Genomic DNA, 25,645 nt, shown 5'->3' with positions numbered 1-25,645 from the left:
AACTGACGATTGAGCTGTGATAATTTACAATACATGAGAGGCCCTTTATCTAACTAAGCTGATAAATGTTGATCACCAAAAATCAACCAGCCCTATAACTTGATTCATTAATTCACAGGACGATTAAACTATGACAATTTTGGTAACCGGTGGCGCTGGCTATATTGGTACACATACCGTAGTAGAGCTATTAAAGGCCGGACAGGAAGTGGTCATCGTAGACAATCTATCAAACTCCAGTATTGAAGCATTGGCGCGGGTTCGAGCCATTACGGGTAAAGATGTCACGTTTTATCAAGGCGACATTCTAAACAAAGCCTTACTGCAAAAAGTTTTTACCGATCACAGCATCGAATCCGTCATTCATTTTGCAGGATTAAAAGCGGTCGGTGAATCAGTCGAACAACCATTAAAATATTACGAAAATAACGTCACTGGCACTATCATTTTATGCCAAGTCATGGCTGAAAATAACGTCAAAAACCTAGTGTTCAGCTCATCGGCCACCGTTTACGGCGACCCTGCTAGCTTGCCCATTAAAGAAGATTTTCCTACGGGCGCAACCAACCCTTATGGTCAGTCAAAATTGATGGTTGAGAATATTTTAGCTGACCTACATAATTCGGATAACAGCTGGAATATAGCTCGTTTACGTTACTTTAATCCTGTAGGTGCTCACGAAAGTGGCTTGATTGGCGAAGACCCTAACGATATCCCTAATAACTTGATGCCATTTATTGCCCAAGTTGCTGTTGGTAAACGTCAACAATTAAGCGTTTTTGGTGATGATTACAACACCCCCGATGGCACAGGGGTACGCGACTATATTCACGTTGTTGATTTAGCTATGGGCCACTTACAAGCACTTAAAAAACTGCAAACCAAACCTGGTTTAGTGACTTACAATCTCGGTACAGGCATAGGTTACAGCGTGTTAGACATGGTCAAGGCATTTGAGAAAGCTTGTGGTAAAACCATTGCTTATCAAATCAGTCCTCGCCGCCCTGGTGACATTGCAGCGTGTTATGCCGACCCAAGTTTTGCCGCTACAGAATTGGATTGGCGTGCAACCCATACCGTTGAAGATATGGCAAATAGCAGTTGGAAATGGCAATCAAATAATCCTGATGGGTATAATACCAACTCCAATAATTAAGTGACCAATCAGAGCCACTCAGGTTTTTCAGTTTAAGGCGCATTGTTGAAAGAATAGTTATTCCCTTATGAAATAATGCAACATAAAAATGGAAAGCCTGAGTGACTCCAGAAGGGCGATTTTATGCGCCTTCTATGCTACTTAGTAGTATTTTGACGGAGGACACTATGCCTACAATCCTATTCTTGCCTATAAGGCGCAAAATTCTCGCTGAATGAACAGTTAATTATTGGTATTTATTGCCAAGCGCTTAACAATTTTGTGCTGCAGTTAATGCTAATATTGGCTGCAGCAAATATATTTAAGCTCAATTGGAACCGAAATGAACCAAGGTATTAATCAAAGTCGTCGTAATCTATTTAGTCGCAGAAAATCCAATGTCACCCGCCCGCCTTGGAGCAAAACGGATCAAGAGTTTACTGACAATTGCACACGCTGTGACAAGTGTATTACCGCCTGCGAAACCCAAATAATTAAACGCGGTGAAGGTGGTTTTCCTGAAATAGATTTCACTAAAGATGAATGCACCTTCTGTAAGCAATGCGTTGATGTGTGCCCAGAGCCTGTATTTGATCGCGACCAATCCTTACCTTGGTCAATTACGGCTGCGATAAAAGACAACTGTTTAACCCATGAAGGGGTTTGGTGTCAGAGCTGTAAAGATGCCTGCGACCCACGCGCAATTAGCTTTATCATGGCTGTAGGCCAAGTGCCTAAACCCGTGATAGATACTGATGCCTGTACTGGTTGTGGTGCTTGCGTATCTCCTTGCCCTGCTGATGCGATACTTATAGGTCATCCAAACTAATTTATTTACAAAGCTAGTTTATCTACAAAAAATTAACGTTTTACAAATACGATTAGCGGTTTTGATTTGTTTTTCAACCTATCACGCTATATTACCGACATAATACAAACATGAGATCACTAAGATGTTTCGTCAAAAGCAACCTGCTAATCCACTCAGTTTTATCGCCCAAGAATGCCATTTAACCGGTAAACTCATTTTCAGTGGTGATGTGCTAATTGCAGGTCATGTTAGTGGTGATATCAAAGCGCAGGGCAATGTGACTATTGAGCCTAATGGCACTGTCGATGGTGATATTTTATGTCGAGAGTTAATGATTGCGGGACAATTAGCAGGTAAAGCACGCTGTAAAAAAATCACCCTCCATGAACAAGGTATTTTTGAAGGCGATGCTTATTGTGAAAATATTGAAATTTTAGATGGCGGCCAATTTTTGGGTTATCGTCACAGAGAGCCCCTTACTAAAACTCCCTCAGAAAGTTAATCAGGCTGTTTAACAGCTGTTTTACCTGCCTGATAGCGCGGACAAGAGTCATCTATTTTTAACCAACTAACCTGCTCGTCAGTGTGTATATGATAAGTCGGCCGTACTAGGTTTGGTTGGTCTAAAGAGGCTATCGACAATGAAGTGTATTGTGGGTAATCTAAATGTCGATAAGTCAATGAACAGCCACAGCGCTGACAAAAACCACGTCGAATGTTATCTGATGAAGCAAATTCATTTACTTGCCCCTGCAACCACTGCACTTGTTCATGATGAAAATCCATCCAACTCATTACTACCGCACCAGCGCTTTTACGACATTGATTACAATGGCAATGATCGGCATCAAATGGCATACCGTTAACTTGGTAACGTATCGCACCGCATAAACAACCGCCTTGTAATACCATTTGAACACCTGCTAATTGATTATGAGTCGTGTCATTCGATATCTGTCGCCGATACCGTATGCAGCAGGGCTTGCTGTTGCCATTGGCGCAACAAGGCAACAAACTCTTTCGGTTCTCGGTCTAAACTATCAATCGATAAATACACATGGTAACCCAACTGTTCGTTCAACGTTTGACAGCGATGACCAAACATTGCCAATACCCCACGGTAACGCTCACCGTTTACCACTAGCGGCGTAAATTCAGCCCCCAAATAACCTTCTAAACTTTGTAAATCTTCATCTTGGGTGGCCGCCGTCATGAGTAATGGCCGCTGTTCGGTCAGTAAACCAGTGGCAAGACGAGGTGAAATACAGTCTAAAATGGGATTAATCTGCTTAAGCTTAACGCCAATATAAGGTAGCTCAATCAACTCCAAGTTTTGATTTACTCTCGCACAATCAACTCGTTGAATATTATGCCATTCAATAAACACTTGGCCGCGGCGATGAAAAAATGCCACACCTGCAGCAGTTAGCTTAAAACTAACCGCTGGCTGATACACTTTAGCGACACCTAAAATAAATGCCACGGAGCCTAATGCAAAGCACAACATTCCAACGGCAAAAAAACCGCTAAGTCCGATAAAAATAATCAAGCTAGCCATTAAACTAATGGCACCAACTACCGTTAAGGTTATGCCATTTCGTTTGGCAAAAGGGCTAATTAATAACTCGTCACTGACCACGGTTTGTCCTTTAAACTGAATAGAATAAATAAGGTTTGATACATCGGCTTAAGCCTCTTGGCGAATACATTTAATCTTCACTAAATCATTTAATCAGCAGCCATGCCTTTAATATGAAGCCACAGCATGCCAACATATTCATGAATTGATTTTTGCGATGCTAGCAGTTGATCTGCATCTAAACGCCACCAGAAACCTTGATGTGCAATAAAATCACTCGGTGCAGGCTGGGGTTGCATCCCTAATGAGGTGAATATCATCATCGCCCTCGGCATATGAGTTGCTGAAGTCACTAATCGAAATGGTTGCAGCCCAATTAACTGTTGTAAAGCATGGGCCTCTTCAATGGTATCTTTGGGTTCATTAAAGGCCACAATGCTGGCTTTGGGGATCCCTAACTCTTCTGCAGCTTGAGCCATAATGGTCGCATGAGCTGTCTTCAAGTATCCACCACTCCAACCACTCACAATTAAAGTGCATTGCTGGCCCAGCCTGAACTGACGAACGCCTTCGGTTAAACGAGCCAGTGCTGTTGATGATAGCTGCTGCACTGCTGTATGACCCTGTTGCTCACTATTACCTGAACCTAATACCATCACAACACAAGAACCAGCAATCGGTTGATGATTAACGTTATGTTGCGATTCTAATGAATTAGCTAAAAAATAACTCACTTGCGATTGGCTTGTTAATGTTAGCACCACGATAGCGCTAACCAAGAGCATTCGGCCAAATTGCAGTAGCTTTATACGATTCGTTCGCCATAAAACGGCTGCCAGAACTAACAACATTATGCTAAAAGGAATTGGCATCACCAATTGTGACAAGAGTTTTTTAAGCCAAAACATTAATCATTCACTTTGTTTATCATTATTGCGGCTAGTTTATCGTTATAGCCGCCTAAAACAAACTCAAAACAAAAAACGGCACTGTTTAGGTGCCGTTTAATTGATTTGCAAAACACGTTCTCAACGAGATTATTCGAGATTACTTTTGCTAGTTTTGAATTAAGACTACTTCTCGTCTTTGCCCCACAACCATGCAGCACCGCGAACACCAGATGATGCGCCAAACTTATTTTTAACCACTTGGGTACCACATTCACGGCCCACAACATACTTGGGTAACACTTTAGGCAATTCAGTATAAATAGCTTCGATGTTTGATACACCGCCACCTAATACAATCATGTCTGGATCCATCATATTAATCACGTGTGCGAGTGAACGCGCTAGACGATCAATGTAGCGTTCAAATGCCGCTGTGGCTAATGGATCGCCCTGTTGCATCATCTCAGAAATTTGAATACCACTGGTGGCATCGCCACCCGCTTCACGAAAATCACGGACAAAGCCTGTGCCAGAAATAAAGGTTTCAATACAGTCACGATTACCACAAAAACAAGTAGTGGTATTAAACTCATCTGCTGTCATCCACGGTAATGGGTTATGTCCCCACTCGCCGCCAATGCCATTACCGCCGCCATGTACACGGCCATTAATCGCAATACCAGCACCACAACCGGTACCAATAATGCCGCCAAACACAACCCCTTTACCAGCGGCTGCGCCATCAACGGCTTCAGAGACTGCAAAACAGTTAGCATCGTTGGCAACGCGTACTTCACGGTTTAATACTTCACTTAAATCTTTATCAAGCGGATGGCCGTTAATCCACGTTGAATTTGAATTTTTTACCAAGCCAGTAAACGGTGACACAACACCTGGAATGCCAACACCAACAGAGCCGGTTTGACCCGTTTCTGATTCTGCATCAGCCACTAAGCTGACAATCGCTTCTATGGTACCAGGATAGTTTTTTGGCGTTGGAATGCGCTTTCTGAATATTTCAGATCCATCATCGGCTAAAGCCACTATTTCAATTTTTGTACCACCGAGATCGACGCCCATGCGCATCATAACTTGTCACTCCATTTGCTTATTATTAATTGGGGTTCCATATTTGGTTTACAAAGGCTGATAACGATTAGCGCTATTTGCGTGCAAACCATGCCGACGATGCGGCAATAAAATACGGATTTAAAATATTTTCTTTTTGGTTGTATTGCAGCGGTGTAAGCGCTGGATATTCAACCACCTGCCCACCAGCACTTTCTAATACTGCTTGCGCTGCGGCGGTATCCCATTCACTGGTTAGGCCTAATCTTGGGTACACATCGGCTTGGCCTTCTGCCACCATACAAAATTTTAATGAACTGCCGACGCTTAACATTTGATGTTCGCCAATAGTCTGTAAATATGCTGCAACATCAGGGCTAACGTGAGAGCGGCTTCCGACTACGATAGGTGGCGATTGCACTGCTGTGTCACTAATATCCAATACCGATACTTGTCCATTATGTTCAAGCCACGCACCTTGACCAACAATGCCGCTATAACATTTGCCTAATACTGGTGCATACACCACACCAGCAATCGCTTTGCCTTGGTGAATAAGCGCAATATTGACCGTAAATTCACCGTTGCGTTTAATAAATTCTTTGGTGCCATCTAGCGGATCGATCAACCAATACGTTTGCCACGTTTGTCGTTCTGCCCAGCTGATGTCAGCCGCTTCTTCGCTCATTACGGCAATCTCAGCAAAATGCTGTTTAAGGCCGGCAACAATTACATTATGGCTGGCAATATCGGCTGCAGTAACAGGGCTATCATCTTGTTTAACCTCAATCTGCAAATCAGTTTGAGCATAAACTTGCATAATGGCTTCACCTGCTTGCTTGGCAATCGCCACTATCTTCTGTAAGTCTGTTTTAGAAAATACAATGTTAGACAAATCAATTCCTTATCAAATTCATATCGCGTTAAACATCAACACAGTATCGATATGACATTATGCCATTGTTAGCATCATAGATTGATAACAATTTGATTGCACTTCAATCAAAAACGACTTAAAAAACCTAAGTGACAAAGCCATCACGTTGACTCAATATCCCCAAAACACCACAAATGCTGCTCGATACTAAGCTAACCGCAGCGTGGCTCAAAGCAAACAGTGCATCTTTGCATTCGTATTCAGCTACTGGGTGAACAATTAACAACTAACGATAGTAACTTAACAGGCTCAACATTATGGTTGATGCAACCCGCTTAACATTCGTATTTTTAAACACCCTTTATGGTGTATTTATATTTGTCGCCCCTCACACAACTTAAGTGAATAAAGTAAACCGATTCACTCAACAATATCAGGCATTTTTTTACCCGTTACGGGTACAACACTATTATCAATAGTCTCACAACCTGCTCCCGAACTCGGCGAAATAGCACATTGATATACACGCACGTAATCCACTAACATCGATTGCGGAAAAACTGACTCATCGATACCTGTGTTATTGACGGTTCCAGCCCATGCTCCACCTACGGCAAGATTGAGTAGCATATGAAATGGCTGGTTAAACGGTGCATCATCAGGAGCATTAACCAAATCACCATTGCCATCAATATATTGACTGTACCAACCAGAGGATTGTTGTGTGGCAAAGTGAACATCATCAACATACCAACGAATTTCATCTTGCTGCCATTCAACAGCATAAACATGAAAGGCATCCGCAGGATTGAGTTCATTGGGTAAATGATACCCTTGCCCTGTATAAACATTATTGGGCCATTGTTTACCGTAATGTAATGTGCCATGTACTGCAGACTCTGGCGTCTTACCGTCGGTAACAACCTTGAGGTTTACGGCCTCCATAATGTCTATTTCACCTGAACCAGCCCAAGGGCCATATACCCAATCTGTCGGTAACATCCATATCGCAGGCCAAGTTCCCTGACCTTGTGGTAATTTTGCGCGAATTTCAAAACGGCCGTATTTCCAATCCCCTTTGTTTTTCGATACTAAACGAGCAGAGGTGTAATCTAATGTTTTCGATGTATCGTTTACGTCATAGCTTGGATCAGAATCATTTACAGCAGGCCCAGAAAAGGTTTCTCGTAATGCCGTAATCGATAAAAGACCACCACTAACTGCAGCATTTTTAGACCGTGCGGTATAGCACTGAGCCTCATCATTGCCGCCACCGTAACAGTCAACAGCAAAGCTCCACTTGGTTGTGTCTATTTGGTTACCCTCAAACTCATCTTGCCAAACCAGTTGCCAACCTGAAGCTTCGATATTGGTTATCACGGTATCTGTTGCTTGTTCTGTTGCATCATCAGCACTACAGCCAGACAGAACTATGACCGACAAAGTTAACGCGGTTAAGCTGGATACAAATGAATGATGTTTATTGAGATTTTGCATTTTTGTTCTTACCCATTTACCGTTTTTTCTTTGCCTAACGCTGTAGTAAAACAAACAACAAACGTCGCCAACTATTACGATATAACGTTAGTGAAACTAGCCCTATCAGATGACTCAGATAGGGCTAATTCGCGATAAGTTAGTTACATTTGATGGTATTTTCTGTTGATGCAGCTTGAATAACCACATCACTGAAACGAATTTCAGCTGCCGCGTCGGTGGCAAGGTAAAATGGCATGACAATTTTAGCAAAGTCCATTGGTTCATCAGCAAAACATGCCAATGAGAAGCTTAAACTCTGCCATTCCCCGACTTGAGTATTCACCTGCGTGGCAATATCAATTTGCTTACGGCAATCACCTTCGCATGCCATACCAAGCCATAACGGCTTTTGCAGTGCTTGAGTTGCATTAATACTCACAGATAACGCGGCATCACTATTACTGTAAGCCCTTAAATCACGTGGAAAATTACTAATTAAGCCTACGGTACCTTGCTCGCTGCCATTAAAAGACACTAAGCGCGCATCTTCTTGAACGACACGATCCATAGTACGAATGGTTAGTGCACTGTTTTGCGCAACGCTACTGCTTAACCCTTGACGCTCAGACGCGTTAGCAATGTACATTGACCACGGTGATTTAACTGCACGCTCAAACAAAGGTAAGTCGACTAGAGTTTGCGTTGCAGCTAAATTGTCTTCCGACAAATTATCTAACACAACCGCATCACTGGCAGTAGATTGATATGTTAAGCCATAGCCATAAGGTATAAGCGGCTGATAATCAGCTTGTGCTTGTTCGGTATTGTGTTGAGCTAATGGCACATTCACTTGAGTTTGCTGTGGTGTCGCAGGCCATGAGAATGATAATTTACCGACAAAATCGTGCGAAACTTTATCATCAGCCTGAGTGAATAAAACATCTGCTACGCCTTGACCTTCAGAGCCTGGTAACCAAGCGGCGACAAATGCATCAGAGCTGTTTAACTCAGCATTAACCCACATGGGGCGGCCACTGATAAACACAGATACCACGGGAATACCTTGCGCTGTTAACTTATGCAGTAAAGCAAGGTCACGCTTGTCTCCACGTTGATATTCTAAGTTATCAATGTCGCCGTTACCTTCTGCATACGGCTCTTCACCAAACACAACAATCGCAACATCAGGTTTCTGCTGTGGATCAAATTCACCTGCAACACTCAATGTTGCTTTACCGCCAGCTTGAGTCACCAATTTATTAATACCAGCGTAAATTGATGTCGCACCAGGAAAGTCGCTATTTTGATTATCAGTGCCCTGCCACGTAATTGACCAACCACCAGATTGTTTACCGATATTGTCCGCGGCATCCCCCGCCACCAACACCTTTGCGTTTGGTGCTAAAGGCAATAAACCTTGATTGTTTTTAAGCAGCACTAATGACTCACGAACGGCTTGACGGGCAACGTCACGGTGACTTGCTTGGCCAATTAATTCTGTTTTGCCCGATAATGGACGATTGGCAGGGCTTGGCTTATCAAATAAACCCGCACGGAACTTAACCCGTAAAATACGCTTAACCGCATCATCAATACGCGCTTGGCTAATGTCGCCATTATTTACCTGCGCTATGGTGTTTTCATATAAAGGTTTCCACGCCACCGTTGGCACCATAAAGATATCTAAACCGGCATTAACGGCTTGCGCACACGACTCATTGGTACAGTTAGCGACTTGTCCGTGACCGTTCCAATCACCCACAACAAAACCATCGAAATGTAATTTATCTTTAAGCACATCGGTTAACAGATATTTATTGCCATGGTTTTTAACCCCATGCCAGCTGTTAAATGATGCCATAACACTTTGTGCCCCAGCATTGAGTCCCCCCACATAGCCTTGTGCATGTATGTCATATAAGTCTTGTTCGCTGGCAATATTATCGCCTTGATCGATGCCATTTTCAGTGCCGCCATCGCCTAAAAAGTGCTTAACGGTTGAAATCACATGTTGATCAGATAAAAAGTCACCATTAACTGAGCCTTGTAGACCTTCAACGATGGCGTAAGAATAGGCTTTGACGATTTGTGGGTCTTCAGAATAACCTTCATAAGTTCGACCCCAGCGATCGTCTCTCACTACGGCAACTGTGGGTGCAAATACCCAATCGATACCGGTCACCATCACTTCTTTTGCCGTTATAGCGGCAATCTGTTCAATTAACTTAGGGTTATTCGCTGCTCCTAAACCAATGTTATGCGGAAACAACGTCGCGCCGATAACATTGTTATGACCGTGTACGGCATCGGTGCCCCACATGGTTGGAATATTAATCCCATCAACACTGTCATCAATTGATGCTTGATACAAAGACTCAGCGAGCGCAATCCAATCTGCCGGTGTCGCGTGTTTGTCATTGTTAGGGTATGCGCCACCACCGTTAAGATACGAACCAAAACCATATTTACGCATGTCTTCAACGGTAATATCACGGATCTCAGGTTGGATCATTTGCGCGACTTTTTGCTCAATGGTCATTTTAGCCACTAACGCATCAATTTTGGCTTCTAAAGCATCATCTTTGGCGATAGCAGGCTTAAGATCAGGCCAAATGGCTAACGAAGATTTAGCCGCTGTATCATCAACCATGGCTGGGGTAACTGCAGTTTGTTTATCTTGTTGATTGACGTTGTTATTCTCGCCACATCCACTTAATCCCAGCAATATTCCTAAAGCAACTAAGCTTGTTTTAGTAGGCTTATTGACGCTAGCAGTAAGCGGTAATTGAGTTAATCTCATGATCTTTCCTTATACCTTATCTGCGAATACTGGACGTTTTGCATCACATCCAATCAAACCGTAATAACCAATAAACCCGTAGCATAATAAAGGTAAAATAAAGGCAAATTGAATTCCCATGCTGTCAGCTAGCATGCCTTGCAATAACGGTAGAACCGCCCCACCAACGATAGCTAAACATAAAATGCCCGAACCTTGACTGGTGTGTCGTTTTAAATCTTGTAGCGCTAAACTGAAAATGGTTGGGAACATAATTGAGTTACACAAGCCCACCAGCAGTAATGCCCACATCGCAACCGTACCAGCACTCAAGATTGCCGCTGCAACTAAAATACACGCACATAACGCATTGAATGCTAACACCTTGCCTGCTTTGATTTTTTGCATCACTGCAGCGCCGATAAAACGGCCGACCATAGCACCACCAAAATAATAGGCAATATAATGCGCCGCCTGCGATTCAGACACTCCACCGGTGCCATCTTTAGTGATAAAGCTAATAAGAAAACTGCCTATGCCGACTTCTGCGCCAACATAAACAAAAATACCGACTGCACCCAACACCAAATGCGGATATTGCCATGCACTGCCTTTTACCGCAGCAGTTGATTGAGTATCGCGCTTGCCCAACAAAGGTAGTTTGAGCAGCATAAAAATGAATGCCAATACGAATAATGCAGCGGCTAAAATAAGGTAAGGCGTTTGTACTGCACTCGCTTGCTGCTGCACAGACAACTGACCGATGACTTCGCCAACCTCAGTGACTTTGCTGTCATGTTCAACGGTCGACAAAATTAACCAGCTACCAAAAAATGGCGCTACTGTGGTGCCTAATGAATTGAATGCTTGAGTTAAGGTCAACCGCGACGATGCGGTTTCGGCTGGGCCTAACACACTCACATAAGGATTTGCTGACACCTGCAAGATAGTAATACCCGATGCAAGAATAAAAAACGCGAATAAAAACATATTATAAGAGCCATAACTGGCCGACGGATAAAACAGTAAGCACCCCACACAAGCAATCACTAACCCGGTAATAATGCCTTTTTGATAACCAATCTTACCCACTAACGCGCCAGCAGGAATTGACACAATAAAGTAAGCACCAAAAAAGCAGAACTGCACTAGCATTGCTTGGGTGTAATTAAGGTCGAACATGTTTTTTAAGTAAGGGATTAAAATATCATTTAAACACGTTAAAAAACCCCACATAAAAAATAACGAGGTTAACGCTATCAAGGCAAAACGAAAGTTACCCTGCTGGTGAGTTGAATCGGCATTTGCCAACTCAGGTTGAAGCGGTGAAGTCGCCATGACATTCCCTTATTGTTGTTAATAGTTATCTTGGGTTGCAGTACATAACGCCATTGAATGGATACCAATAATCTCACGCCAAGAGTTAATTCCCCGTAAACCCTAGACATTTAACTGATGATCATTTCCACACTTGTGCAAGCAGATGAGGATTTAATAATTAGCCAAATCAATTATTGACCTTTGGATAATTAATCACTAATCTCAATGTAAGCGCTTTCATTTTTAACATATCGATAACTGATGTCAACGATTTTTAAACGCGAGAGCTTATTTTTTACTGCGTAGCTAACGTAGCACAAGGCCTTTTATCAGGGTGTTTCAACGTAATAAGTTAGTCATAAAAATAGACACAATTAATTAATACTAAGTGAATTTAAATATGAAAATTATGTTACCAGCCGATTCCAAAATGCATTCAAAAGCGTTCACCTTTGGTGTGGCGACTGCTTCTTTTCAAATTGAAGGCGCAGTGGATTATCGTCTTCCTTGTATATGGGATACCTTTTGTGCCACGCCAGGTAAAATTCGTGATAACTCTGACGGCTCGCAAGCATGCGAGCATGTAAAGTTATGGCGTGAAGATGTCGATTTAATTGAGTCGCTGGGCGTTGACGCTTATCGCTTATCCATTTCGTGGCCACGCGTAATGCATAAAGATGGCAGCCTCAATCCACAAGGTGTCGCGTTTTATACTGATTTGCTTGATGAACTAAATCGTCGTGGCATTAAAACCTTTGTGACCTTATACCATTGGGATTTACCACAACATATTGAAGATAATGGTGGCTGGTTAAATCGTGAAACAGCTTATTTGTTTGCAGACTATGCCGACAAAATTACTCAAGCATTTGGCGATCGAGTGTATTCTTACGCCACGTTTAACGAACCATTTTGCAGTTCATATTTAGGCTATGAAATTGGTGTTCATGCACCAGGTTTAGCCACTAAAGCATTTGGTCGTCAATCTGCACACCATTTATTATTGGCTCATGGTTTAGCCATGAAAGTATTGCAAAAAAATAGCCCTAATAGCCAAAATGGTATCGTGCTTAACTTCACGCCTTGTTATAGCGCAACAGACTCTGCCGCAGATGTTGAAGCAGCCAGTAAAGCCGACCAATACTTTAATCAATGGTATATCAAACCACTGTTTGACCGTTGCTACCCTGAGATTATTAATGACTTCGCCACTGAAGATATGCCCGTTATTGAACAAGGCGACTTTGATATTATTGCTCAACCTATCGACTTTTTAGGCATCAACTTTTACACCCGAGCAGTGTACAAAGCAGATCCAGCCACTGGTTTTAGCCAAATTGATATGGTCGACAAACCTAAAACGGATATCGGCTGGGAAATATACCCACAATCCTTTACCGATTTATTGACTTCACTGCATGCACTTTATCCTTTACCGCCGATCTACATTACCGAAAACGGCGCAGCAATGGACGATAAATTGATAGAAGGTAAAGTGGATGATCAAGACAGACTCGAATACTATAACGCCCACTTAAATGCAGTAAATAATGCCATTGAACAAGGTGTTAATGTTGTCGGCTATTTTGCATGGAGTTTAATGGACAATTTTGAATGGGCTGAAGGCTACTTAAAACGTTTTGGGATTGTCTATGTAGACTACGAAACTCAAAAACGCACCTTAAAAGCCAGTGCACATGCTTATAGAGATTTTATTAACGCACGAAAATAATATGTTAATCAGAACAAAGCCGTTGTATAAACGGCTTTGTTCTATTCAAACGGTCGCATCATTTTAACAAATAACAATAATTGAGGCATGTATGATAAGCACCAGAGAAAAAATAGCTTACGGACTCGGGGACACTGCCAGTAATATTGTGTTCCAAACAGTCATGCTGTTTTTAACTTTTTTCTATACCGACATTTTCGGTATCTCGCCAGCATTTGTCGGCACCATGTTTTTAGCAGTACGCTTAATTGATGCGGTTACCGATCCGTTAATGGGCGCGCTAGCAGACCGCACCAATACCCGCTGGGGTAAGTTTAGACCTTATCTTTTGTGGTTTGCCCTACCCTTTGGTTTTATCAGTGTTTTAGCCTTTACCACCCCAGACTTAACCGAAGACGGCAAAATGATTTATGCCTTCGTCACTTATACCGCACTTATGATGGTCTACACCGCCATTAATATCCCTTATTGTGCATTAGGCGGCGTGTTAACGGCCGATCCAAAAGAGCGAGTGTCAGTACAATCTTACCGTTTTGTATTTGCGATGTTGGGCGGCTTACTCGTTTCAGGCTTAACCTTACCCCTTGTTGAGTACTTAGGTGAAGGCGACCAAGCTAAAGGTTATCAACTGACGATTACCGCCATGAGCATCTTAGGCGTTGCGATGTTTTTAGCCTGTTTCTGGGGCACTAAGGAACGCCTACACCCGCCGGTTGATCAACAATCTAGCTTTAAGAAAGACTTTACCGACATGCTCAAAAATGACCAATGGCGTGTGCTTGCTATTGCAGCAGTATGTTTATTATCAGGCATGGTGTTACGCACCAGTTTAGCCATTTACTACGTTAAATATTTCCTTAACATGCCAGACTCCATCACCCTCTTTATCACCCTAGGAATGGTCGGTAATATATTTGGCTGTATTTTAGCTGAGCCTTTGGCTAAACGCTTTTGTAAAGTTAAAGCTTATATCACCTTGCAACTCCTTGCGGCAGCGATGTGCGTAGTGAGCTACTTTGTACCTAGCGATCAAGTCGTACTCGCCTTTGGCATGTTTATTATCTGGGGCTTTACCTTCAACATGGCCACCCCACTATTGTGGGCAAAAATGGCTGATGTTGTCGATTATGGCCAATATAAAAACGGCGTTCGTATTACCGGGATGATTTATTCTTCAGTGATTTTCTTTATCAAACTGGGTGTCGCCATTGGTGGCGCTTCTGCGGGGTGGTTATTAGCGGGTTATGGTTATCAGCCTGATACCATGCAGACGGAGCATACTCAGCAAGGAATATTATTATCATTCACTATTTACCCTGCTATTGGTTCATTAGTGGTGGCTTTTGTAATGCGTTGGTACACCTTAGATAATCAAAAAGTGGACCAAATTCACTTAGAATTAAATAGAGAAGCAAAATAAAAGCATGTTAGTCTTGGAGCCATGTGCTCCAAGATGGCTTTTAAATACTCATTATATGGCAACTATTTACGATGTATCCGTAATGGCTGGTGTGTCTCTGGCGACTGTGTCCCGAGTCATGAACAACAACACCAAAGTCAGCGATAAAACCAAACAAAAAGTACTCGATGCAATGAAAGCCTTAGGTTACCGACCTAATACCATTGCACAGTCGCTTGCCTCGAACTGTTCAAACAGTGTCGGGGTTTTGGTGTCTCAGCTTGACGGGCCTTTTTATGGTCCTATGATGACAGAAATTGAAACAGCCCTTCGAACAGCTAACAAGCACGTGATTATTGCTGCTGGTCATAGTGACGAGAAGCAAGAAAAAGAAGGGGTTGAGTTTTTAATGAGTCGCGGCTGTGATGCCCTTATTTTGGATATTGAGGCTGTATCAGACGATTACTTGATTGAACTCAGTAAAGGCTCAACACCTGTGGTATTTATTAACCGCTATATCGACGCTATCAAAGAACGCTGTGTTTATCTTGAAAATGAACAAGGTGGTTTCATGGCTACCGAGCACATTTTATCACTTGGCCATAAAGACATCGCATACATTTCAGGGCCATTGTTTAAGCTCGACGTGAGAGATCGTCTAAAAGGGCATAAACGAGCATTGCAACAATACAATATCGATTTTGATGACACCCTTTGCATTGAAAGTGACTTTAAAGAAGCTGGCGGTTGTGAGGCGATGGAACGTTTATTGTCGATGAATAAAACCATCACTGCAGTTGTGTGTGCGAATGATCAAATGGCCTCTGGGGCTATTGCGGTGTGTTTAGAACACGGAATCCGCGTACCTGATGACATTTCATTTATTGGTTACGATAACATCCCCTTCCCACAGTATATTTCGCCCAAGTTATCTACCGTGAGTAACCCTATTCACGAAATGGGCAAAATGGCGGCACGATGGGTTCTTCAAGAAGTCTATAATGACAAAGAAGTAATTGTTGAGAGTTCATTTAAGCCAGAGTTATTTATACGAAGTTCATCTCAAGCCATTTCTCACGATTAATAGACTTAGCCTAAACAGAAAAAGCATAAGCAGTATATTGCTTGTGCTTTTTTATGTAAAAAGCCTCCGCATAATATGATTCCCGAAAATCCTTATCTATTGAACGGCCAACTTAATCGTTTTAGATCCCTCTTTGTCAGCCGATTTATCAGACAATTTACAAATTAAATCATTAACAATTACGCCACTAAAAGAAAGCGCTTACATTTTTACGCAAAATACCCATAAATAGAAAACCATTTAAAAACAACAGCTAAAAAACTAGTGTATGATTAAGTAAACATCTCGGTTAATGAAATGTAATAATTAAAACTTGTTTTTGTTGACTGCGGTCACATTTTACACTAGTTTTATGTAAGCGCTTACATTTGATGTTTTATATGACAACTAATTATAAATAATGTTTACCGCGCCGATGGAGAATTAAAAAAAACGATTTGCGCCTAACCCGCAATATTGAGAGAAGTAAAATCTAGTCAATGGGGATTTCCTAGATGAAAACAAGAACATTTAACAAAACCAAGCTTGCGACCAGTTTATCGCTTGTCCTTGGTATGAGCAGTATCTTACCAGCTCATGCTGCTGATGAAGTCAGTGACGAAAATATCGAAGTTATTTCGGTTACTGGTATTCGTGGCAGTTTAATTAAATCAATGGATGTGAAGCGTTCATCAAGTGGAGTCGTTGACTCTATTTCTGCTGAAGATATTGGTAAGTTTCCTGATACTAACTTAGCTGAATCGTTACAGCGTATTACAGGTGTATCGATTGACCGTTCTAACGGTGAAGGCAGTAAAGTATCAGTGCGTGGTTTTGGTCCTGATTACAACTTGATCACCCTCAATGGTCGTCAAATGCCCGTCACTACAGGCTCGCGCTCATTTGATTTTGCTAACATCGCATCTGAAAGTATCAGCGGTGTAGAAGTTCATAAAACCAGCCAAGCCTCAGATTCTACCGGTGGTATCGGTTCTACTATCGATATTTTAACCCACAAGCCATTCAGCTCTCCGGGGTTGAAAGCCACTTTTGGTGTAAAAGCGGTTGATGACCAATCAACAGATAATGGCTCAGTAACCCCTGAATTATCTGGTTTGTACTCAAACACGTTTGCAGATGATAAATTTGGTATTTCACTATCGGCCAGTTACCAAGAGCGTGAAAGTGGTAACCAACAAGCACAGGTTGGCACAGGCTGGCGTAGCTTCCCAGGTTCTGCTGACAACAGTGATTGGGGCGGAGTGGCTAAAGACAGCACCCAAGTTAATCGTCCTGGTGATAGCGATATTTATTCCGTTCCGCAAACCACTGTTTATCGTTTTGAAGAACAACAACGTACCCGTACTAACGGCCAGTTAGTATTACAGTACAGCCCGGTTGATAGTGTAGTCGCAAGCGTAGACTATACCTACATGCGTAACGACATCGACACTCAATCGAATGACGTATCAGCATGGTTTAACTTCGTTCCGTCTGAAAACGTATGGTCTGATGGCCCTATCGCCTCACCACTTATTTACTCTGAAACTTATGATTCACCTGCTGATTTATCTATGGCTGCTGGTGACTATGGCGTACGTAACGAAAGTGGTTCTTTAGGTTTTAACCTTGAATGGCAAGCAACAGATAACTTAAAGCTGACATTTGATGCGCACAACTCGGTTGCTGAAAACAAACCGAATAACCTTTATGGTTCAAACAACAATTTAAGTACTGCAGCGTTTGTGCGTACCAGCGCGGCAACTGACTTTAGCGGTGACTTACCTGTACTTGCTGTTGGTGGTGGTAATGCAGTGACACCTGCAGACATGATGCTTACCGGTTCTGTTTTTGGTAACGCACGTAATAAGTCTGAAATTGATCAATACCAATTTGACGGTGAATACTTATTTGAAGATGCAGGTAGCATCGACTTTGGTGTAGCGCTAACTAACGTTAACAACCACTCACAAAGCGTCAACGTTCAGCGTAACGATTGGGGTGGAGTAGGTTCTGCAGGTGACTTTGAAGATGCATGGTTCCCAGCTGATACCATTCATGACAAATTTGACGCTAATGGCGGCGATTTCTCTCTGTCAGACGGTAACTTTGACGTTTTAGATACCATTTTCATGTGGGATTTTGCATCAGTACGTGATTTTGCAGCAGCAAACTATGCTTCTGCAGTAAGCGGTGATTGTGGTAATGGCTTCTGCCCTTCTACTAATTATGCAGCTGAAACAGATCGTTATACTGAAGAAGAATCACAAGCCGTTTATGTACAGTACAACTACGATAATGAAATTGCCGGCATGCCATATGATGTGCATTTCGGACTTCGTTATGAGCAAACTGATGTCACCTCGACCGCTGCCGTTGCAGGATATAATGGCGCTGACTGGATTGCTGAAACTGAAATTGCATTAGTGGGTACTGGTGAGCAAGTATTTGAAACCAAAACCGGTGATTACGACTATTTACTACCAAGCTTCAACTTTAATATTGAAGTAGTAGAAGATGTCATGCTTCGTGCGGCATACAGTGAAACCATTGGTCGTCCTAGCTACACAGATATTCAAGGCGGTACGGTATTAGCGACGCTTGCCAATCGAAGTAATGGTGGTGGTTCTGCAGGTAACCCTACATTGTTGCCATTAGAATCAGAAAATATCGACTTCTCTGCTGAGTGGTATTACGCCCCATCAAGCTATGTGTCTGTTGGATACTTCCGTAAAGACACTAAAAACTTTATCAGTTCTGAAACAGTTAAAACCACTAACGGCATTTATAACCCAGCATCTGGTGATTTATATAAAGCTGCTGTGGCCGCAACGGGTACAACCGAAGCAGGGGCTGTTCGTGATTATATTTTCGCAAATTATGCTGATAATGCTGCTGTAGATGTCACGAATCAAATTATTAGCGGCAGTGCTGCTAATAATGATGAATTGTTGAACTTTAATATTTCGACGCCATCAAACAGCTCTAATAACTCAGTCATTGATGGTTGGGAGTTTGCGGCACAACACTTCTTCGGCGAAAGCGGATTTGGTGTAATAGCCAACTACACCTTGGTTAATAGTGATCAGGCTTACGACAACTTCTCATTTGATGCACAATCAGCATTAATCGGTATTAGTGACACCGCTAACGCGGTATTCGTGTACGAGAATTATGGTTTCCAAGCCCGTATCGCATACAACTGGCGTGATGAGTTCTTAAACTCTACAGGTCAAGGTACTGGCGCTAACCCACAGTACACAGAAGCTTACTCGCAAATCGATTTGTCTGTTAGCTATGATGTCGAGTCTGTTGAAGGCTTAACGGTGTTTTTCGAAGGACTTAACATTACTGAAGAGTACATCCGTGTTCACGGTCGTGCTGACGAGCAAGTGTTAAACCTAACCGAAACTGGCGCACGTTATAGTTTAGGTGCTCGTTATACTTTCTAACCGATAATGCAATAGTCATTGAGTGATATTTCGGCTAACACTCAAGTGTTAGACGGAATTCACTCAAGTACCCTTTCAGGTCGTTGAGGTGCCAACTTTTGTCACCTCCTTTTATTGCAATACATTGAGTAACAAGGACGTTACTATTTTTTGCGTTAAACAGTTTGAAACCATGTACGTAAAAACATAAAAAAACTATTACTTGAATGTGCTTACATTTTATTGAATGCTACCTAACATGTTCTATAAGCAATCAGATTTTTAGATTCATCAGAATAAAAATAATAATCACGCCAAAAGCGTAGGTAAAGATGATGCAAAAACCAATAACCGAAATAATCATCGTTGGAGGCGGCACCGCTGGTTGGATAACTGCCGGTTTGTTAGCCGCTGAACATAATGTTGATAAAGGTGTTTTAGCTCACTCTCCCAAACTCAATATTACCTTAATCGAATCACCGGATGTGGCCACTATTGGCGTAGGTGAAGGCACGTGGCCTTCGATGCGCTCAACCCTGAGCAAAATTGGTATCGATGAAAACGACTTTATTCGCCAATGTGATGCCAGCTTTAAACAGGGCTCTCGGTTTATCAATTGGTGCAAGGACCCACAAAGCAACGTCGCAGACAGTTATTTGCACCCATTTAGTTTGCCTCACGGTCACCAAGAACTCGACTTATGCCCATACTGGTTGCCTCATGCAGAACAAGTCAGCTTTGCCGAAGCCGTTTGCAGCCAGCAAGTATTAACTCAGCTTGGTTTAGCCCCCAAAAGCATTGTCACAGCCCAGTATCATTTTCAAAATAACTACGGCTATCACCTTAATGCCGCCAAGTTTAGCCAGTTACTCACCGAGCATTGCACTCAAAAACTCGGCGTCACCCATATTCGCGACCATGTCAGCCAAATTATTAATAACCAGCATGGTGACATCGAAAAACTCATTACCAAGCAAAATGGCGAAATTAGTGGCCAGTTATTTATCGACTGCACCGGCGCAAAATCACTACTGTTAGGTGAACATTTACAAGTGCCCTTTTTAAGCCAAAAATCGGTGCTTTTTAATGATCGCGCACTAGCGATACAAGTCCCCTATTCTGATGCAAATAGCCCTATTGCCTCTTGCACCCACTCAACTGCACAGCCAAACGGTTGGATTTGGGATATTGGCCTACCAACACGTAAAGGTGTCGGTTATGTATACTCATCAAGCCACACTAACGATATAGATGCCCAGAAAACTCTGTTTAATTACCTCGGTGTTGATGGCGCGGCAGCAGACAAATTGGAGCCACGACAACTGGCCATTAATCCAGGTTATCGTGCTAAATGCTGGCAAAATAACTGTATTGCTATCGGGATGGCGGCAGGGTTTATTGAACCACTAGAAGCGTCGGCTTTGGCATTAATCGAATGGACTGCATCTACCTTGGCCCAGCAATTACCGCCAAACCGCATGGTGATGGATACTATTTCGGCACGAGTTAACGAGCGTTATCAGCAACATTGGCAACAAATTATCGATTTTTTAAAACTGCATTATGTCATCAGTCAACGTCAAGAGGATCGCTATTGGCGCGACCATCGTGAGTCAAACTCAATACCCGACAGCTTACAAGCCATGCTGGAATTATGGCGTTATCAAACACCGAGCCAACAAGATATTAGTTATAAAGAAGCCTTATTTCCGGCAGCCAGTTTTCAATATGTGCTTTATGGTATGAGCTTTAACACCCAATTACCCACACATGTAAAACCGTCGATGCAGCAATTGGCACAGCGACTGTTTAATGACAACCAGCAACGCACCCAAGCACTTAGTAAAAATCTGCCGACTAATCGCGAGTTACTCGATAAAGTGGCGCAATATGGTTTCCCTAAGCTTTAAGACATGACATAAATAATCACGATAACAACGTCAATAAGATTACAAGCAAGATTCACGTACAATAATCATAAAAATACGACGTATTTGAACGAACAAGATAGGACATCAAAATGAGCCAACATGTATTACTAAACAGCATTGAACATAAAGACGTAAAAGTGATGACTCATCGCTCTGCTGCACTAGGCGATAACCTTTGGTACAGCGTGACATTCCCGCAAGAATTTCGCAGCGTGCAAGCCCACTATCCTATCTTTTTTCATAAAGATACTGCCACAGGCCAATTTTACGCGGTGGCACTTTTTGGTTTTCAGCAGAATGACAACGTGTTTTTAAGCGATCAAGGTTGGAGCGCATCATACGTGCCGCTTACTGTGCGTCGCCAACCTTTTCTAATTGGCCAACAAACCGTACTAGAAGATGGTGTAGAACGTCAGCAACGCGTTATTCATGTGGACTTAGACCACCCTAGAGTCAGCGAAACCGAGGGTGAAGCCTTGTTTTTACCTTACGGTGGTAACACCCCATTACTCGATGAAGTCGGCGAAATTCTCGAGGTCATCCATCATGGTTTACAAGATGGTCAACGCTTTGTCGATGCCTTGATTGAACATCAATTGCTGGAATCCTTCACTTTAGATATTGAGTTAGACAACGGTCAAAAAAATCAGATGATCGGTTTTTATACCATCAATGAAGAAACCTTAGCCGGGTTGTCTGCTGATGCATTAGCAAAGCTGCACCAGCAAGGTTACTTGCAAGCCATTTACATGACATTAGCCTCGCAAAGCAATGTACGAGACTTACTTAACCTCAAGAATGCTCAAGGTTAATAGTGATGACAGCGGCCAATACTCAGCACGTCGAACACATCAATGAATGTACATTAGAGAGTGTCATTGATTTAATCCGTGATGCCGACAAACCTATGGTATTTAAGGGGTTGTGTCACCATTGGCCGTTAGTCCAGGCAGGATTAGAGTCAGCACAAAGCGCGATGACTTACCTGCGCCAGTTTTATCAAGGCATGCCTGTTACCGCATATTATGTCCCGCCAGAACAACACGGTAGAGTGTTTTACAATGAACAACTTGATGGTTTTAATTATCAAGCTGGCCGATTGGACTTTAATCAACTGCTTGACCGATTAAGCCAAGAAATGATTAAAGACATGCCTGCCGGAATGTACATGGGCTCGACCGACATTCACCAATGTTTACCCGGTTTAGGGGCACAAAACAGTTTAGATTTAGCGCCCATGCAACCCTTAACCAGTATTTGGTTGGGCAATCAAACCAAGGTCGCTGCTCATTATGACTTTCCGCTAAACCTAGCGTGTAACGTGGTCGGAAAACGTACCTTTACCCTATTTCCACCCGAACAAATTAGTAATTTGTATGTTGGCCCAATGGAACTGGCACCCGGTGGCCAAGACATCAGTCTCGTTGATATGGCGAACCCCGACTTTGAACGTTTCCCGCGTTTTCAGCACGCATTAGACGCCAGCCTAACAGCAGAGCTAAGCCCTGGTGATGTGTTATTTATTCCCAGCATGTGGTGGCACCATGTTCGCGGCGTCGATGATTTTAACGTACTCATTACCCACTGGTGGCGCGATACTCCTGGCTTTTTAGGCCGCCCTAACAATGCCTTATTGCACAGCATATTAAGCTTACGCTCTCTGCCTAAAGCTCAGCGCCAAGCATGGAAATCGATATTTGAACACTACATTTTCGATCATGACGATGTCGATGACAGTCATATTCCCGACAATGTGAAAGGCATGCAAACTAAGCCATTAGACGAATTAACGGCCCGCAAAATACGCGCAGACTTAATCAATAAATTAAAACGATAATGCTGAACACAGCAAGATATCAAGCCAAACAGGATGCCCAAGATGAATAAATCAATCAAAAAAGTTGTCATTGCCGGTGGTGGAACCGCAGGTTGGATGGCCGCAGCCGCCTTTAGCAAACTGTTGGGCAAAAATCTTGAAATTGTATTAGTAGAATCTGACGAAATTGGCACTGTTGGTGTCGGTGAAGCAACCATTCCAACCTTGCATATTTTCCATCGTTTACTGGGCTTAAAAGAACAAGATGTTATGGCGGCCACTAATGCTACCTTCAAGCTCGGTATCCAGTTTGAAAACTGGCATGACGTCAACAAAGACTACCTGCATTCATTTGGCTTTTTAGGTAAAGACTGCTGGGCTTGTGGCTTTCAACACTTTTGGCTTAAGGGCAAACAACAAGGCCTGGTTAGTGACATTGGCGACTATTGCACCGAGCATTTAGCTGCTCGCCAAGGCCGATTTGCCGTGCTACCCAATCAAGATTACAACCATGCTTACCATATGGATGCGAGCCTTTACGCTAAGTTTTTGCGTAAATTTGCCGAGCACCATGGCATGACCCGCATCGAAGGTAAAATTGCCGACGTATTACAACATGACGACACGGGTAATATCCGCGCGTTAAAGCTTGAAAATGGCGCGTTAATTGAAGGCGATTTATTTATCGACTGCACCGGATTTAAAGCATTGCTTATTGAACAAACCTTAAACACTGGCTTTGAAGATTGGAGCCACTGGTTACCGTGCGACAGTGCCATTGCAGTACAAACTGAAGCGGTACAAAAGCCTATTCCTTATACTCGCTCGATTGCCCGTGAGTCTGGTTGGCAATGGCGTATCCCGTTGCAAACCCGCACTGGCAATGGCTTAGTATTTTGTAGCAAGTACATCTCTGATACCGATGCAACAGAGTTACTGCTTAACAACATTGAAGGCGCGCCGATTAATCAACCTCGGGTGATTAAGTTTAAAACCGGTACTCGTCGCCAACATTGGAACAAAAACTGTGTCGCTGTTGGCTTATCTGCCGGATTTTTAGAGCCCTTAGAATCCACCAGCATTCATATGATCCAACGCAGCATAGTGCGCCTATTACAGCTGTTCCCGTCGCAAGGTATTATTGATGCCGATATTGCTGAATTTAATCAACAAACTAAAGTTGAAATGGATAACATTCGCGACTTTATTATTTTGCATTACAAGGTCACCGATCGCGAAGACAGTCGCTTTTGGCGTTACTGTAAAAACATGCCGATTCCAGCCTCATTACAACATCGTATAGACATGTTCAGTCAATCAGGCAAAGTCTATAAATACGGCAATGAATTGTTTGGCGAAAGCTCGTGGATCCAAGTGATGATGGGCCAAGGCTTAATGCCAAAAGAATATCACCCTATTGTCGACATGATGGACGAAGCGGAATTAACCAGCTTTTTAAACAGCATTAAAGCAACGGTAAAACGTAAAGTAGATACCTTGCCAGCACACCATGATTTTGTGCAGCATTACTGTAAATCAACCAGCATGTAAGGTTGTAGCATGACAACCGACTCATCGAACAACCGAACGATATCAAGCAAGAGTACTCTATCAAGCAAGAGTATTATCAATGTGGGGCCATTTACGCCCCATATTGAATTTATTGGCCAACAGCAAACGCCGGTGATTATCATTGATGACTTTGGCGCAGATCTGTCGCAGCTAATTGATATTGCGATAGATGATAGTCAATTTAATCAAGACCAAGGTTCATACTATCCAGGGCAGCGCGCACCGCTGCCCAAACAATATGTAATCGACGTAATTAATGCGGTATATCAGTTGATATATGACACCTACAAGGTGCCACACTCGTTACGCTTAAAGCCCCAACAATGCGTGTTTTCGGTTATCGACAAGCCTGCTCAACGTTTATTGCCGCTGCAATGCATGCCACACTTTGACACCCCAGACCCCCACTATTTTGCGATTCTGCACTATCTCAATAATGGCGACCATGGTGATACCGGATTTTTTCGCCATAACACCACGCAATATGAGCAGATATCACCACATAACATTGACCATTACTTTAATCAGGCACAGCCGGTTGTCGATGCACAACAAACGCTGATGCCTGATTATGTGGTTGATAGTAATGATCACTACACCCTTTATCATCAGGTTCATTATCGGCCAAACCGCTTAGTCATTTATCCCGGTAACCTACTCCACTCGACGTTAGTCAACCCAGTAACCGACATCGATAGCAGTCCTAAAACGGGACGACTTACCGCGAATATCTTTATCAATTTCAAATAACACAGGGACCTCG

The 25,645-nt window shown here is 42.7% G+C and carries 20 protein-coding genes; 12 read left to right on the top strand and 8 right to left on the bottom strand.

Annotation, left to right across the window (positions count from 1 at the left end):
- The first annotated feature begins 130 nt into the window (after positions 1-130).
- The 3 genes from galE (at position 131) to SFRI_RS06810 (ending at position 2,448) form a co-directional block, all read left to right on the top strand.
- A complete protein-coding gene (gene galE, locus SFRI_RS06820) occupies positions 131-1,156 on the top strand; it encodes a UDP-glucose 4-epimerase GalE (RefSeq protein ID WP_011636801.1) in 1,026 nt (341 codons plus the stop codon).
- 322 nt (positions 1,157-1,478) lie between these two features.
- Positions 1,479-1,964, top strand: coding sequence for a ferredoxin-type protein NapF (napF, locus tag SFRI_RS06815; protein WP_011636800.1), 486 nt, complete (start codon positions 1,479-1,481; stop codon positions 1,962-1,964).
- 124 nt (positions 1,965-2,088) lie between these two features.
- On the top strand, positions 2,089-2,448 hold the full coding sequence (locus SFRI_RS06810; RefSeq protein WP_011636799.1) for a bactofilin family protein: 360 nt from the start codon (positions 2,089-2,091) through the stop codon (positions 2,446-2,448).
- Here the strand turns inward: SFRI_RS06810 and SFRI_RS06805 are convergent.
- From SFRI_RS06805 to fucP, 8 genes are all read right to left on the bottom strand, one after another.
- On the bottom strand, positions 2,445-2,858 hold the full coding sequence (locus SFRI_RS06805; protein WP_011636798.1) for a GFA family protein: 414 nt from the start codon (positions 2,856-2,858) through the stop codon (positions 2,445-2,447). The two genes, SFRI_RS06810 and SFRI_RS06805, sit on opposite strands and share 4 nt — an antisense overlap.
- A gap of 31 nt (positions 2,859-2,889) precedes the next feature.
- On the bottom strand, positions 2,890-3,585 hold the full coding sequence (locus SFRI_RS06800; protein ID WP_011636797.1) for a DUF2982 domain-containing protein: 696 nt from the start codon (positions 3,583-3,585) through the stop codon (positions 2,890-2,892).
- An 89-nt stretch (positions 3,586-3,674) separates the two neighbouring features.
- A complete protein-coding gene (locus SFRI_RS06795) occupies positions 3,675-4,433 on the bottom strand; it encodes an ElyC/SanA/YdcF family protein (RefSeq protein ID WP_011636796.1) in 759 nt (252 codons plus the stop codon).
- Positions 4,434-4,598: 165 nt separating this feature from the next.
- Entirely contained in the window at positions 4,599-5,504 is a 906-nt protein-coding gene (gene mak, locus SFRI_RS06790) for a fructokinase (protein WP_011636795.1), read from the bottom strand.
- A 73-nt stretch (positions 5,505-5,577) separates the two neighbouring features.
- Positions 5,578-6,378 (bottom strand): 3'(2'),5'-bisphosphate nucleotidase CysQ, encoded by an 801-nt coding sequence (gene cysQ / locus SFRI_RS06785; protein ID WP_011636794.1) that lies wholly within the window; start codon positions 6,376-6,378, stop codon positions 5,578-5,580.
- Between the two features lie 402 nt (positions 6,379-6,780).
- Positions 6,781-7,857: a glycoside hydrolase family 16 protein gene (locus SFRI_RS06780; protein ID WP_011636793.1), complete on the bottom strand. Its 1,077-nt coding sequence runs from the start codon at positions 7,855-7,857 to the stop codon at positions 6,781-6,783.
- Between the two features lie 139 nt (positions 7,858-7,996).
- Positions 7,997-10,639 carry a glycoside hydrolase family 3 protein gene (locus SFRI_RS06775; protein ID WP_011636792.1) on the bottom strand — a complete coding sequence of 881 codons (2,643 nt, stop codon included), beginning with the start codon at positions 10,637-10,639 and terminating at the stop codon, positions 7,997-7,999.
- 9 nt (positions 10,640-10,648) lie between these two features.
- On the bottom strand, positions 10,649-11,956 hold the full coding sequence (gene fucP, locus SFRI_RS06770; RefSeq protein WP_011636791.1) for an L-fucose:H+ symporter permease: 1,308 nt from the start codon (positions 11,954-11,956) through the stop codon (positions 10,649-10,651).
- Positions 11,957-12,338: 382 nt separating this feature from the next.
- Between fucP and SFRI_RS06765 the strand changes: the two genes are divergently transcribed.
- From SFRI_RS06765 to SFRI_RS06725, 9 genes are all read left to right on the top strand, one after another.
- Complete coding sequence (locus SFRI_RS06765) at positions 12,339-13,670, top strand: GH1 family beta-glucosidase (RefSeq protein ID WP_011636790.1); 1,332 nt, start codon at positions 12,339-12,341, stop codon at positions 13,668-13,670.
- A gap of 91 nt (positions 13,671-13,761) precedes the next feature.
- Positions 13,762-15,090 (top strand): glycoside-pentoside-hexuronide (GPH):cation symporter, encoded by a 1,329-nt coding sequence (locus SFRI_RS06760; RefSeq protein WP_011636789.1) that lies wholly within the window; start codon positions 13,762-13,764, stop codon positions 15,088-15,090.
- Positions 15,091-15,145: 55 nt separating this feature from the next.
- On the top strand, positions 15,146-16,153 hold the full coding sequence (locus tag SFRI_RS06755) for a LacI family DNA-binding transcriptional regulator (protein ID WP_041412857.1): 1,008 nt from the start codon (positions 15,146-15,148) through the stop codon (positions 16,151-16,153).
- Between the two features lie 494 nt (positions 16,154-16,647).
- Positions 16,648-19,584, top strand: a complete 2,937-nt coding sequence (locus SFRI_RS06750; RefSeq protein ID WP_011636787.1) for a TonB-dependent receptor — start codon at positions 16,648-16,650, stop codon at positions 19,582-19,584.
- 311 nt (positions 19,585-19,895) lie between these two features.
- On the top strand, positions 19,896-21,473 hold the full coding sequence (locus tag SFRI_RS06745; protein ID WP_011636786.1) for a tryptophan halogenase family protein: 1,578 nt from the start codon (positions 19,896-19,898) through the stop codon (positions 21,471-21,473).
- Between the two features lie 110 nt (positions 21,474-21,583).
- Positions 21,584-22,306, top strand: a complete 723-nt coding sequence (locus SFRI_RS06740; protein ID WP_011636785.1) for a SapC family protein — start codon at positions 21,584-21,586, stop codon at positions 22,304-22,306.
- Between the two features lie 5 nt (positions 22,307-22,311).
- Positions 22,312-23,331, top strand: a complete 1,020-nt coding sequence (locus SFRI_RS06735; RefSeq protein ID WP_011636784.1) for a cupin-like domain-containing protein — start codon at positions 22,312-22,314, stop codon at positions 23,329-23,331.
- Positions 23,332-23,373: 42 nt separating this feature from the next.
- Positions 23,374-24,861, top strand: coding sequence for a tryptophan halogenase family protein (locus SFRI_RS06730; protein ID WP_011636783.1), 1,488 nt, complete (start codon positions 23,374-23,376; stop codon positions 24,859-24,861).
- Positions 24,862-24,870: 9 nt separating this feature from the next.
- Positions 24,871-25,632, top strand: coding sequence for a DUF6445 family protein (locus tag SFRI_RS06725; RefSeq protein WP_011636782.1), 762 nt, complete (start codon positions 24,871-24,873; stop codon positions 25,630-25,632).
- The last annotated feature ends 13 nt before the right edge of the window (positions 25,633-25,645 follow it).

Source organism: Shewanella frigidimarina NCIMB 400, from assembly GCF_000014705.1.
Taxonomy (GTDB): domain Bacteria; phylum Pseudomonadota; class Gammaproteobacteria; order Enterobacterales; family Shewanellaceae; genus Shewanella; species Shewanella frigidimarina.
This window is presented reverse-complemented; position numbering and strand designations above follow the sequence as displayed.